10 protein-coding genes are annotated in these 13,264 nt (G+C 34.8%); 1 reads left to right on the plus strand and 9 read right to left on the minus strand.

What is annotated here, in order from left to right:
* Window positions 1–64 precede the first annotated feature (64 nt).
* The 3 genes from BED47_RS19720 to hutU form a co-directional block, all read right to left on the minus strand.
* On the minus strand, window positions 65–1,372 hold the full coding sequence (locus BED47_RS19720; RefSeq protein WP_069035055.1) for an MFS transporter: 1,308 nt from the start codon (window positions 1,370–1,372) through the stop codon (window positions 65–67).
* A gap of 67 nt (window positions 1,373–1,439) precedes the next feature.
* On the minus strand, window positions 1,440–2,696 hold the full coding sequence (gene hutI / locus BED47_RS19725) for an imidazolonepropionase (protein WP_069035056.1): 1,257 nt from the start codon (window positions 2,694–2,696) through the stop codon (window positions 1,440–1,442).
* The gene (gene hutU, locus BED47_RS19730) at window positions 2,696–4,372 is read right to left on the minus strand and encodes a urocanate hydratase (protein ID WP_069035057.1); all 1,677 of its coding nucleotides are present in this window, start codon (window positions 4,370–4,372) and stop codon (window positions 2,696–2,698) included. Before hutU ends, hutI begins: the two co-directional genes overlap by 1 nt.
* 242 nt (window positions 4,373–4,614) lie before the next feature.
* Between hutU and BED47_RS19735 the strand changes: the two genes are divergently transcribed.
* The gene (locus BED47_RS19735) at window positions 4,615–4,998 is read left to right on the plus strand and encodes a VOC family protein (protein WP_069035058.1); all 384 of its coding nucleotides are present in this window, start codon (window positions 4,615–4,617) and stop codon (window positions 4,996–4,998) included.
* A gap of 81 nt (window positions 4,999–5,079) precedes the next feature.
* Here BED47_RS19735 and BED47_RS19740 read toward each other — a convergent pair whose 3' ends face one another.
* From BED47_RS19740 to BED47_RS19765, 6 genes are all read right to left on the minus strand, one after another.
* Window positions 5,080–5,607, minus strand: coding sequence for a DinB family protein (locus BED47_RS19740; RefSeq protein WP_069035059.1), 528 nt, complete (start codon window positions 5,605–5,607; stop codon window positions 5,080–5,082).
* A gap of 71 nt (window positions 5,608–5,678) precedes the next feature.
* Window positions 5,679–6,203 (minus strand): CbrC family protein, encoded by a 525-nt coding sequence (locus BED47_RS19745; RefSeq protein ID WP_069035060.1) that lies wholly within the window; start codon window positions 6,201–6,203, stop codon window positions 5,679–5,681.
* Window positions 6,204–6,336: 133 nt separating this feature from the next.
* The gene (locus tag BED47_RS19750) at window positions 6,337–7,803 is read right to left on the minus strand and encodes a response regulator transcription factor (protein ID WP_069035061.1); all 1,467 of its coding nucleotides are present in this window, start codon (window positions 7,801–7,803) and stop codon (window positions 6,337–6,339) included.
* A gap of 188 nt (window positions 7,804–7,991) precedes the next feature.
* On the minus strand, window positions 7,992–8,498 hold the full coding sequence (locus BED47_RS19755; RefSeq protein WP_254664633.1) for a protease inhibitor I9 family protein: 507 nt from the start codon (window positions 8,496–8,498) through the stop codon (window positions 7,992–7,994).
* A gap of 128 nt (window positions 8,499–8,626) precedes the next feature.
* Window positions 8,627–8,857: a hypothetical protein gene (locus tag BED47_RS19760; RefSeq protein WP_069035062.1), complete on the minus strand. Its 231-nt coding sequence runs from the start codon at window positions 8,855–8,857 to the stop codon at window positions 8,627–8,629.
* A gap of 289 nt (window positions 8,858–9,146) precedes the next feature.
* On the minus strand, window positions 9,147–13,256 hold the full coding sequence (locus tag BED47_RS19765; RefSeq protein WP_069035063.1) for a S8 family serine peptidase: 4,110 nt from the start codon (window positions 13,254–13,256) through the stop codon (window positions 9,147–9,149).
* Window positions 13,257–13,264: the final 8 nt, after the last annotated feature.

Genomic DNA, 13,264 nt, shown 5'->3' on the forward strand with positions numbered 1-13,264 from the left:
AATTAACTAATGATAAGCATTAAAAAAGAGAAATTGCCGAAACAATTTCTCTTTTTCCCTTTTATTAACCTGCAAGATCATTCGAAGGTCTAGCAGTTTGTTCTCTTTTCCCTGGTTTAACAAAGATCATGGCTACCATTCCTAATGTTACTGCGATTGATGCTGCGATAAACATTGCACTATATCCGTGTTTTGCTACTAGACTACCTGTTAAAGTAGGTGCAATAATTGTAGCTAGGTTTGCGATGAAATGTGTTACACCACCAAATGTTCCAGCTTTTTTTGGTTCCGTATCTAATACTACTGTCCAATAAATTGAGTTTGGTAAATAGTTAAATGCATTACCAATACACATTAAGATTAGGACTGCTGTAGCACTGTGAACTGTTGGAATCAGCATGAAACAAATTGCTGTAAAGAATAATGAAATAACTGTGAACCAAGATCTAGCAATACGTAAATTTCCTGTTTTTCTAAGAAGTGAATCTGATATTTTCCCGCCAAGTAATCCTGTAAAAATAGCTCCAATCCATGGAATCATCCCAATGATTCCTAGTGATGCTAATGAAAATCCGAATTCATCTTGTAAATATTTTGGCGTCCAAGTAAGTAATAATATATTTACATATAAAAAGGCAAAATAACCAATTGCATTCATTACTAAAGTAGGATTCTTGAAAAAATAATACCACGGTGTAGATTCTTGTTCACTTTTTCCACTAACAGGATTATTCAAACGGATTAACTCAAGTTCTTGTTTTGTGACGTTTGGATTTTCTTCTGGCAGGTTTGTAAATACTTTAGACCAGATAAATGCCCAAATTAAACCAACTACCCCAAGAATAATAAATGTCACTTTCCAACTTGCAACTGATAATAGAGCAACTACGATTGGTGCAGTAATCAGTGCTCCTACTGGTGTACCTACTAAACCAAGGGCAACTGCAAACCCTCTTTCTTTCGGTGAAACCCAGTTAGCCATTGTTTTATTCATTGTTGAGAGCGTAGGTCCTTCTGCAAGTCCAAATAATACTCGGAAAACTGCAAATCCAGCTAAAGCTGATCCACCAAATAAAGTCGCACCTAAATTACCAGCAAATACAGTGCCTAATTCAAAAATTGACCAGGCAGTTGCCGCAAGTAACCACATAAATTTAGGACCTTTTTTGTCGGCGAAAGCCCCACCAAATAATGCTCCGAATATATACCCATACCCAAAGTAACCTAAGATTTCACCCCAACTTATAGGACTTAATCCAAACTCCTTAATGATCTCAGCCTGTGCATACGCTATTGCACCTCGGTCGATATAATTAACGATCGTGATCATAATGATCATAAAAATGATAAAGAATCTATAATTATTTTTCATTAAAGCTAGTTCCTCCTATTAAATTTTAATCAGAAGGGACCCCCATTGATTTATCATTTTCTACTACTTAAACAATCTTTACGCCTTTTTTCCAAACAGATTTCACATGGTTAACGCCGAATAAATATTGTAATTCTTGATAGTTTTTAACATTCCATAATACAATGTCCGCTTGTTTTCCAACTTCAAGTGAGCCGATTTGATCTTGGCGATTAATAGCACACGCAGCATTATATGTTGCTGCTGTTAAGCTTTCAGCCGGAGTTAGTCTCATTGAAATACAAGCTAAGTTCATTACAAGTGGCATGGAAGTTGTTGGCGAAGAACCTGGATTGCAGTCAGTTGAAATAGCTAAAGCTACCCCTTCATCTACCATTTTTCTTCCTTTTGCAGCATCTTCACGTAAATAAAGTGCTGTTGCAGGAAGAAGACAAGCAATTGTTCCTGATTCAGCCATTGCAGCAATACCTTCATCAGAAGCTTTTAATAAATGCTCGGCTGAAATAGCACCAACTTTTGCAGCTAATTCCGCTCCGCCATACGGTTCAATTTCATCAGCATGAATTTTTGGAATTAGATCATATTTCTTACCTGCTTCTAAAATTCGCTCTGATTGTTCTGGCGTAAATACACCTTTTTCGCAGAAAACATCATTAAATTCAGCTAGTTTTTCTTCTGCGACGATTGGTAGCATGTCGTTAATTAAGTGATCAACAAATTCATCTTCTCGTCCTTTAAACTCTTTCGGCACTGCATGAGCACCCATAAAAGTAGGAACTAATTCAACTGCATGCATATATTTTAATTTTTTCATCACTCTTAACTGCTTTAGCTCGGTTTCTAAATCCATTCCATAACCGCTCTTACTTTCTACAGTTGTCACACCGTGTGCAATGAATGAATCTAGACGACGCATTGTTTGTGCCATCAATTCTTCTTCAGTCGCTTCACGAGTCATGCGGGCAGTCGCATGAATTCCGCCACCCGCATTCATAATATCCATATATGTTGCACCTTCAAGACGCATTTCAAATTCACGCTCTCGGCTTCCACCATACACAACATGTGTATGTGGATCCACTAGACCAGGAGTAACAAGTTGGTTTGATGCATCAACTACTTCTGCTTCATGAATTTTTTCTGCATAGCGAGCTTGAATTTCTTTTGTTGTACCAACAGCTTGGATAACTCCATCTTCAATCCATAAGCTACCGTCTTCAATTAAACCAAGCTCTGACATTGCTTCCTTTGAGCGAGGTCCTTTCACTTTTGAAGCAAGCGTTGCTAATTGAGCTGCATTTTTAATCCAAATTGGTTTTGTCATTACTTATCAGTCCCTTTATCAAGCATTGGAATATTTACTCCTCTTTCACGAGCAGTTTGTTTAGCTAGCTCATAACCTGCATCTGCATGACGAACTACACCCATTCCAGGGTCAGTTGTTAATACGCGCTCAATACGTGCTTCTGCTTCTTTTGTACCGTCTGCAACAATTACAACACCAGCGTGTAAAGAGTAACCCATTCCTACTCCACCACCGTGGTGAACTGATACCCAAGTAGCTCCACCAACTGCATTAATCATTGCATTTAAGATTGGCCAGTCAGCTACTGCATCTGATCCATCCATCATGCTTTCAGTTTCACGGTTTGGAGATGCTACTGAACCTGAATCTAAGTGGTCACGTCCAATTACGATTGGAGCTTTTAATTCGCCACTTGCAACCATGTCATTCAAGATTTTACCGAAACGAGCGCGCTCTCCATAACCTAACCAGCAAATACGAGAAGGTAAACCTTGGAATTGAACTTTTTCCTGAGCCATACGAATCCAATTACATAAATGCTCATTATCAGCAAATTCACGTAAAATAGCTTGGTCAGTTTTGTAAATATCTTCAGGATCACCTGATAATGCTACCCAGCGGAAAGGTCCTTTACCTTCACAGAATTGTGGACGGATATAAGCTGGAACGAATCCTGGGAAATCAAATGCATTTTCTACTCCTTCATCCTTCGCAACTTGACGGATGTTATTACCGTAATCAAATGTCACAGATCCTTTTTCCATCATTTCAAGCATTGCTTTTACATGAGTTGCCATTGAAGCTTTTGAACGAGCAACATAAAGTTCTGGATTTGAAGCTCTTAATTCTGCAGCTTCTTCTAATGACATTCCTGATGGTGTATAACCGTTTAATGGATCATGAGCTGACGTTTGGTCAGTTAATACTTCTGGAATAAAGTTTCTAGCAATCATTTCTGGTAAAATATCAGCAGCATTTCCTACAAGTCCGATTGATAATGCTTTTCCTTCTTTTTTCGCTTCTTCAGCTAGACGTATTGCTTCATCTAATGAATTTGTTTTTACATCCGTATATCTTGTTTCGATACGACGATCGATTCTTGTTTCATCTACATCGATCCCGATACAAACTCCGCCATTCATTGTAACAGCAAGTGGTTGTGCTCCACCCATTCCACCTAGACCAGCAGTAACAGTAATTGTACCTGCAAGTGTGCCATTGAAATGTTGTTTTGCTAATTCAGCAAATGTTTCGTAAGTTCCTTGAACAATACCTTGAGAACCGATATAAATCCAGCTACCTGCTGTCATTTGACCGTACATCATTAAACCTTTTTTATCTAATTCATGGAAAGTATCCCAATTAGCAAAAGCAGGTACTAGATTCGAGTTAGCAATTAAAACACGTGGTGCATCAGTATGAGATTTAAAAATCGCTACTGGTTTACCAGATTGAACTAATAATGTTTCATCGTTTTCTAAATTCTTTAATGAATCAACAATCGCATCGAAGCACTCCCAGTTACGAGCTGCTTTCCCAATTCCACCATATACAACAAGATCTTCTGGACGCTCTGCTACATCTGGATCTAAATTATTCATTAACATACGAAGAACTGCTTCTTGTTGCCAACCTTTTGTATTTAATTCCGTACCTCTATATCTAACTACTTTATCGACTGTAACCGTATTCATAATTTAATACCCCCTTGATGTGATATTTTCAGTCTAACACGAATTTTCCGATATTTTATTATAAAATAGTGATTATTTTATAATTTATTTCACACCCCTTAACTTTAATTTATATTTTTATAAACTATTTCATTTTCTATTAATTAATTAGTCTATTTTAAATGAAAACTATAACTATAAAAAAGGGATAAAATAAGTGATGTTGAATTCATTAATTGATTAATTCGAAAGGTGGTATCGTCATGAAATCAACCGTTTCCCCAATTGCTAATAAAGTTAACTACGTTTTTATCCATGTAAAGGATCTAAAAAAATCAGTTAATTGGTATTGTAAACTCCTTGGTATTACGCTCGATAGTAGCCAGATTGAATCCCCAGTTTTCAACATCCCAGTAACAGGTACTACTGGACTTACATTAGATGATCATACTTTTGATCCTAATTTTAAGTTTGAACCTTCAAAAAATGTGTTATTTAATTTCCACACTGAAAATATAGACGTTGCTTATAACTTTATGAAAAAAAATAATATTACAATCGTAAAAGAAATTGAACGTATTGGAGAATTTGCCTATTTTAACTTTGAAGATTTGGATGGGAATGTGTTAATGATCTGTACTAGTTAATATGGGAGAATGGTAGGAAAAAATCCAAAATTTAAAGCCTGTATAATCGATTATTTTGTAAATCGACGATACAGGCTATTTTTAAGCATTTTTATATAATTTACGGATCATTCTGATTTGGCCACGGTGATTGATTTCGTCCTCAAATACATGAAACCATTTAAAATAATTTGTAGCTTTTGCTCTTCCAAACTCTGTCTGCTCATATAACCACTCATCTGAAAGTGCATTAAATTTTGCATAAGTTTCTTCTCGAACCGAGTTTAAAAGATTAATATAATAGTCTGCATCATTGCCTTTAATCGTCTTTCTAGCATGATCATCTAAATCTAAACCAGGTAACCATTTCACTTCTTCTTCTAAATTTAAATCTCGATTTTCAAATGTATTAAGCTGATACCAATACTCAACTCCTGCCATATGAGTTAATAACATCCCAATGGTATTACCTGTTGGAGTATGCAAATAATCTAACTCCTCCACTGAAATATCTTTAATAGCTTCCAAAGTTGTATATCTAACATAATTCATCATTGAAATTAATGTATTAAAATCTCCTTTTACGCCGTCTTGTTCTCCAACCAATAGTAATTTGTTCCATTCGTACATAGTTGCAACCCCTTTCATTTTCTCTACATAAAGTTTGATTTTATAATAATTAATCAATTGAAAAAAGTTAATTATGATGCATCAGCATGAAGTCGATGCTTTTTACAGCAATTACACTGAAATAAATAACCTTGTAAATTACCATCATTTTTTAAAGTATCTTTAAACTCTTGAATGGATAATCCATACTCTTCACATAACCTGTTTAGATCAGCCTCTATTTCATTTTCTAAATGCTGAACTTCTTCCCATCCAACATAATCAATAATCGAACAAAAATCTCCACAATGACTAAGCCAGTATTCTTGTTGCCACCCTGTATAGCCAGGAGTTCGATAAATCAATTCATCTACAAATTCATCACTGTCAACTTCATCACAAGATTCTAGGTCTTGAAATTCCCCATCATATTTTTGTGCTGCTGAACCATCTGCAATGCACCATGGACAAATACCTTCAACATCTTCCTCTGAGAAAAATGGACCTTCATAAACAAAATTCCGTTTTTGTTCACAAACAGGACAAATTGTCACTTCTTCAATTATGACACCTAATTTTATTGGATTTGGATTGTATTTAAAATTTGGTAGTTTCACTATTTTACCGCCTTTTTCTAGTTAATCTAACGCTCTTGTGTTTTCACTGTTACATTATACTAATATGACAAAAAAAGACTACTATAGCAATAGTAGTCAATTAGTGGTATACGTTAGTGTTTTAAACAACATCCTACAATCCTGATCGATAAACTAAAGGCGTACACCCCTCAAGTTGTTTGAACTTTGCATTAAAATATGATTGGTGAGAATAGCCAACTAATCTTGAGATTTCATCTAGTGGTAAGTCTGTTTCATCTAATAATCGTTTTGCTTCTCTAATTCGCACTTCATGGAGCGTCTCTCTAAACGAATGATTTGATTCGGCTGCAAAGCGACGGCTTAGTGTGCTTTTATTAATTCGAAGTGCATCAGCACAATCCGTTAAACTCCATCCTGCATCCCAATAATTCGATTCAATTAGCTCCCTTGTTTTCTCAACTAATGTACGATGACCTTCTTGGGAAGAATCATGACCTTGTAGTAATAGACTTGTTGTAAAATCAAGCAACTCTTGAACAATTTGATAGATGATCGGTCCATGTACAATTTTTTGGAAAATGTCATAATAAGTTCCTTCCCATGATGCATTTTGAAGATTATTTGACTTCATATATCTTCTTATTTGTGCAAGAACACTTGTTAATCGGATTCGAACAATTTCTGGATCTGGGCATGGCTGCTGAAAGGTTAAAAATTCTCTTTCCATCCAGTCCCGAATCGCTTTTGCATCTCTTTTTTCTAGCATTTCAATCCAGTGGCGTTGCTCTAGAGGTGTAAGGAATGGATCCTTCTCTTGATATGGCATTGGTTCGTTTTCAGCCAAAATAATATCATAACCTTCAAAGAAGATTCTTCGTGTTAACTGAAGTGTTTGCTCGAAAATATCTTTTAATGTTTCTTCCCTTGCTCCAACTTTCATGACGATCGCAAGAGGCTCATCCATCATTTCTTTCCAACGAGCAAGAAATGCATTATATTCGTCCTGCAATAACACTTCATCAATTTCATGTACACATAAAATAAAGTCAGACCCTACGAATAAACGATTTTTCCCGGTAAAAGGATTTCGTTCTAATGCTTTATAGACAAGAGGTAGCGTCCCAGAATTTGGTGTCAAAAATGCAACCATCGTAATCGGACCATCATACATTCTTTCATTCAAAAAAAGGTCAGGATAATCTATATTAAATGGGTTTATTTCTTCATTAATGTTTCTAGTAAAGTATCTTTCTTTATTACGAATTTGATAGCGTAATTGTTGTATATGCTTAATTAAATCAGTTGGAGAAAACGGGCGAAACAATACATCCTCTGCTCGATATTGTAATGCAAGATAGGCAGTTTGAAAAATTCGCTCAGATGAAATCCCTAACCAACGAATTGAAAATTTTTGGATTAAATCACCAAATCTTTCACTCTCATTTTTCCAATGATCCATATCAAATATGACCAGGTCAGGCTGCTGCTTTTGAATAGCCTTTTCAAATTCTCCCATCGTTTTCCAAGAAACAAGGTTAATACCAGTAAAGTGAGATTCCACGACCCACCTAATCCCTGAAGCTTCTAACTCATCTTTTGCAACTAAATGAATTTCCATCGTGTTTCACCTTCACTTCTAGCTTTTTTATATCATAATAGCAAATTTATTTTGTTTTTGTAGATTAAAAACGCTTAATTAATCGTTTTTAATGAAATAGTATTTGAAGTGATTGTTAAATCTCAAATTTTCCTTCTAAAAAAAGTACCTCAAAAGTGTGTAAACTTTTGAGGCACTACTAATGAGTATTATTTCTGATTATACGGTGTAACAGGAGGCATGATATGTACTTTTTTATTTGGATAGATTCTTGCAATCACTGTTGATTGTGATAATCGTTTAATATCTTTGCCAGGTAGCTCCATTGATACACCATTCAGTGCAGTCTTATAAACATGCCTAATTGTATACGGTACATGTTGATCTCCTAGAAGTGTTTTTAATTCTTCCTGAAATTTTGCATGACTTTCTTCTACTTGCTTAGTTGCCTCTTCCAAAGTAAGTTGTTTTCCAGCTGCCTCTGCTTCCTTTACAGCTACCACAGCAGGCTTTGTTTTAAATTCAATAATAATCGAAGTCATTTGATTCGTTGAAAAATCGATTGATGGATCTACAAAAAAAGAAGGGTTCATTGTAACATTCGCCACCTTTGTCTCATCTGAAATTTTAGTTGTATTAAGTGTATTCCCATTACATCCGCTCATGATAAAAAGCATTAAAATAAATAAAATACTTCCTCTATAAAAATTCTTCATATTTACTTACATCCCCTTCAAAAACTGTTTAATAAAAAAAGACAATCTATCAGGATTTTATCCTTTAGAGTGTCCTTTCAAACATTATTTAGCGTAGATAAACAAAGTATACGAGTAACGAACATTTATTACATCCTATAGTTATCATTCAAAAATTCAATATGATAATTAATCGTCCTTAAATATTGTTTTGTTGTATCTTTGGAGAGACTTTTAATCCTCTTTAACATATGAACACTTAATACTTTTTCATTGTTATAAATTCTATATTTTTTTAAAGTTGAAAGTCTATGATTATATTGACTTGCTTTTACTTCATTTAGTTTTTTTACATTTATTAGATAATCTGTAAAGTTCATAATTGCCCCTCCTACTTATATAGAACAACGATTTTTCGTAAAAAGAACTAGTCCTATTATTAAAACCTACTTAGGACTAGTTCTTTGTATCATTCTATTTAGCATGTCTACTAATTATACCTCTAAAGTTTTATTTGTTTTCTTCCACAAGATTCATTGGTACTAGGAGATGGACTCCCCCCTAAGGTGAGCTAGTTATCTTATATTTCACTAATCTAAAGCATATATAAAAACCCCTCTAGCAGACTACTATAGCTATCTACTAGAAGGGTTTGTCTCATTTAATTATTTAATTGATCCCTAACTCTTCCTTAATATCATCAATCGTTTTACCCTTATATTTTTTAACCGGTTTTGGTGCATCCCCAACCGTTGGATTTTGCATTAAGTAATTTTTCTCAAAGAAAGCAAAATCTTTTGCATCAACAATATTATCAAAATTAATATCTGCGCTTCGTTTATTCGTACCCCAATATGTTTGGATGTATAATGCATCCATTAAATCGATTACATTGTCTTTGTTAACATCTCCTGCAATTGGTGTACTAAAGTTTACTTCTGGATTCCAGTGTGCAGTTGGCGTACCTTCGTCATCTAAAAAGCCTACATGGAAAGGCACATACATTGTGAAATGACCGGGTATATCAAGTGAAGCATTCATTTCTTCTAATGTAACTGGTAACTTTTCAATGGATGGTAAACCTAATGAACTAATGACTCCCGGATAGCTTTTTCCGCTTTGATCCTTTACAGAAAGAACCGCTCCAATTTTTGAAGGGTCTACCCTCCACGAATTTCTACCTTCTCTTTTCAATGAATCCGGTATACTAATGCCACCAGATATTTTTGATTTAATTGGTTGGCTCCAAATTGGTGTAATTGTTGAAAACATGGAGATCGTTTGGTTTGTCTCATTTACATAAGACGCTGTTGGTGATTTGAAAGTTGATAGCATATTAAACGTGTCATCTTTTATCCTTAATGTTACTTCTGCAAAAGGTACATCACCTGTTACTTTACTGTCTGTCATTTCTACACTTACTTTTAAAGAACCAGTTGGAACAGAGGTAGTTGTCAGTTTAGCAGTACCAAACTTTTCAATCGCCGGATTCAATTTCACGTCTAAAACCTCTAATTGGCTACTTGTAAATGCAAAACTAGTATCCAGCTTTTTCGCATCTATAAGATTACTAGCCGTTAATGTCACCTTAATATTTTCACCTTGATTTACGATCTTTTTATCTACACTTCCATATACAATTGGAGTGCCTTCCGGAATAAAAGTATAGTATTTATAACGGTCACCGATCGCCGCTGAATTATACCCTGCAAGTTCTACATTAAAGCTTTTCGCACTTATTGGAATATTGTATGTGAAGTTTCCGGTTGCATCCACGTGAAATCCGTTTGTAAATAATGAACTATTATTCTTTTCCATGACGAAATTGCCAGATTGATTGATTGAAATGCCTTGTTTTCTGTATTCATCCTGAGTCATATCAAACACTTTACCTGAAATTGGATAAGACGTCGTACCAGGCTTATACTCGATTACTCCTTCTTCTAAATCTGTTGTAAATTTGGGACCTGTAATATCAATCATTGTATGGTCAATCATCGTAAAAGTTTTACCGTCTCGATTTGTACCAATTATTTTTACTTTATAATGTCCAGGTCCATACGGTACCTTAACCTTTGTAGTTGATATTGGTTGCTTCGGATTTCCAGTGAATGGAAAATAATAGCCTCCAAATACTCCGTCTTGATAATAATCCGTATTTTCATTCATCTGAGATGAATTAATTGTTCCTAAATAGCCAATCCCTTGATCTGTTTCACTGTCTAATAAGACAAAATCAATTGTTTCCATACTCGATCTAGTGTTGAAAACTACTCCTGTTGTGTAATTTAATAAAGGATAGAAATTATTGTAGTCTGAAGTCTGCATCTTATTGTATGTTTCCATTGAATTAAATCCATCTTTTACATAATGAATACCAAATGGAATTTGATAGTTTTCAGTTGAATCAGCATTATTTGTAAATACAATATAGCCTTCGTAAATTCCTTTTTCCGCAGATTTTGGAATGTTTAAATTTAGTTTAATAGATTTTGAACTAATTCCATTTAACTTTACTGATGTTGGACCTGATATCGCTACATTATTTTTTGCAGCATCTTTTGAACCTCTAAGACCTGTTTGGAATTTAGCTTCGATACTAAAGGTTTTTGCTTTTTCACTTCTATTTTTTAATGTAATATTTCGTGCTGAAGTTTGATCTTTATCATTAAAGCTAATTGAACCAAAACTCATTGCACCAGTTAACTCACTAATTGATTTTTCTTTTCCATCAATAATTGTTGGTGTTTTATCAACAACACTAAATTCAACATTTGAATGAATAGCTTCATAAGCATCTACTCTTCCACTACCAATCTCATATACACTGTAATCTTTCGATAAAGGATCAGCCGTATTCATTAGGATTGATTTTACGTCTGCAGGTTGTAAATCTTTATTTGATTGAAGTAATAATGCTGAAACTCCTGCAACATAAGGAGTTGCCATTGATGTACCAGATAAGCGTTCATAAGCTATTTTATAATCTTCAGGCTTCGTACCGTCTGCTGCTTTATTATTTACATAAAATGGAACAGTTGAAAGAACCGCGACACCAGGTCCAGTAATTTCGGGCTTTATGTCATAATTCACTCTTGAGGGACCTCTTGAGCTAAATACTGCTAATTCATCATCTGGTGTTTTAACTTTCGTGAAATCACCAAATGTGAAATCAGTATTACCAGATTTCATCGCTGTTGAGATAGCCAATCCGTCTTCATATGAAACTGAAAAACTAGGAATTGAATTGACAGATTCACCTAAATACGCTTGGATAAGTCCTTCTGCTTTATTCACTTCATTATTATAAATAATAACGCCAGCTGCGCCTTTACTTTTTGCTAGTTTAATTTTATCGACGAATGCTGTTTCCCCACGGGAGATAATAGCTATTTTTCCGTTTACATCTTTGCCATTATAATCTGCTACTTTACCTAGCCCGACATCTACTAATTTAAACGTTTTTCCTTTTAAAGAATTTAAGTCATCTGTATAATTTCTTGCCATTTCTCTTACAGTATAATTTTTACCATTTTGTAATCCAGTAAACTGAAACATATTAATCGCTGTTGAAGAAGCTCCAACAGTTAATGCTAAAGCTGATGAACCTGGAGATCCAAGCGTATACATTTGATCTCCACTATTCCCTGCAGCTACTACAGCAGTTACACCGCTTAAAACTGCATTATTTACAGCCACTGATGTAGCATAAAGAGGATCATTAATTGACGCTCCTAAAGACATATTAATGATATCCATACCATCTGCCACAGCTTTGTCTAACGCAGCAATAATATTAGCAGTTATTCCACTACCATATGGTCCTAACACTCGATAAGCATAAAGATCTGCTTCCGGTGCAGCACCTAGTGTTTTATACTCACTATTAGCAACACCACGACCACCAATAATTCCAGCAACGTGCGTACCGTGTTCAGTATAATATGTATTTGAGCCAGCAAGCTCTGGTTGACCTGATTTTTTCCAATCCGCATATGTAGTTTCCATCGGGTCGCTATCATTATTAACGAAATCATAACCACCTTTATATGCATCTTTTAAATCAGGGTGATTATAATCAATTCCAGTATCAAGAATTCCGATTTTGATTCCTTTTCCTGTAAAACCTTCTGCATGCAAACAATCTAAGCCATCATATGGAGAATAATTTGCTACATTAAACTCATCAGCCTTTAACTGTTCATTATTTTCTGCCTGTTTAGGTGGATCAATTGAAAACTTTTCATTCTTCCAAACAGCTTTAACCGCTTTTGATTTTAAAAGGTTTTTAATTTGATTGGCCGGTATGCTCATCGCTACACCATTGAAAGCATGCTTGTATGAGCGATTAATTTTAAAATTTACTTTTGATTTTTTTTCATCAACTAAAATCTTACTTACATCTTCTTGGAAATTCTCATGGTCCTGTTCAACTAGTTTAGAAGCTTCAGACTGCGATAATTGTTGACCTTCTGCACTTGCTTCTATTTGTGCAACTTTTGCCGGTTTATTGGCAAACTCAACGATTACACTTGTTTGTTCATTGGAATTTAAATCTATATCCGATATTTGCAGACCTTTCGACTCATTTGTTGATAGCTCATTTAAAGCTGCCCTTTGCGTTGGTGTTAATTTTGCAAGAATATCTTCTGCTTTTGAATAACTTTCAGCTTTTGAAACATGATTTACATTTCCTAAAGAGGCAAAAATCAAACTTGATGATAGCGCTACGACACCCATACCTTTCAGAAAATTTCCTTTATATAAATTACTCCCCATCCTCTTCC

The sequence above is a fragment of the Gottfriedia luciferensis genome (assembly GCF_001712755.1).
Lineage (GTDB): Bacteria > Bacillota > Bacilli > Bacillales > Bacillaceae_G > Gottfriedia > Gottfriedia luciferensis_B.

Excerpts from the sequence above, each read along its gene's own strand:
- BED47_RS19740 (WP_069035059.1), bottom strand. The coding sequence starts at position 5,607 with ATGTACGAATGGAACAAATTACTATTGGTTGGAGAACAAGACGGCGTA.
- BED47_RS19760 (WP_069035062.1), bottom strand. The coding sequence starts at position 8,857 with ATGAACTTTACAGATTATCTAATAAATGTAAAAAAACTAAATGAAGTA.
- BED47_RS19755 (WP_254664633.1), bottom strand. The coding sequence starts at position 8,498 with ATGAAGAATTTTTATAGAGGAAGTATTTTATTTATTTTAATGCTTTTT.
- hutI (WP_069035056.1), bottom strand. The coding sequence starts at position 2,696 with ATGACAAAACCAATTTGGATTAAAAATGCAGCTCAATTAGCAACGCTT.
- BED47_RS19765 (WP_069035063.1), bottom strand. The coding sequence starts at position 13,256 with ATGGGGAGTAATTTATATAAAGGAAATTTTCTGAAAGGTATGGGTGTC.
- BED47_RS19720 (WP_069035055.1), bottom strand. The coding sequence starts at position 1,372 with ATGAAAAATAATTATAGATTCTTTATCATTTTTATGATCATTATGATC.
- BED47_RS19750 (WP_069035061.1), bottom strand. The coding sequence starts at position 7,803 with ATGGAAATTCATTTAGTTGCAAAAGATGAGTTAGAAGCTTCAGGGATT.
- hutU (WP_069035057.1), bottom strand. The coding sequence starts at position 4,372 with ATGAATACGGTTACAGTCGATAAAGTAGTTAGATATAGAGGTACGGAA.
- BED47_RS19735 (WP_069035058.1), top strand. The coding sequence starts at position 4,615 with ATGAAATCAACCGTTTCCCCAATTGCTAATAAAGTTAACTACGTTTTT.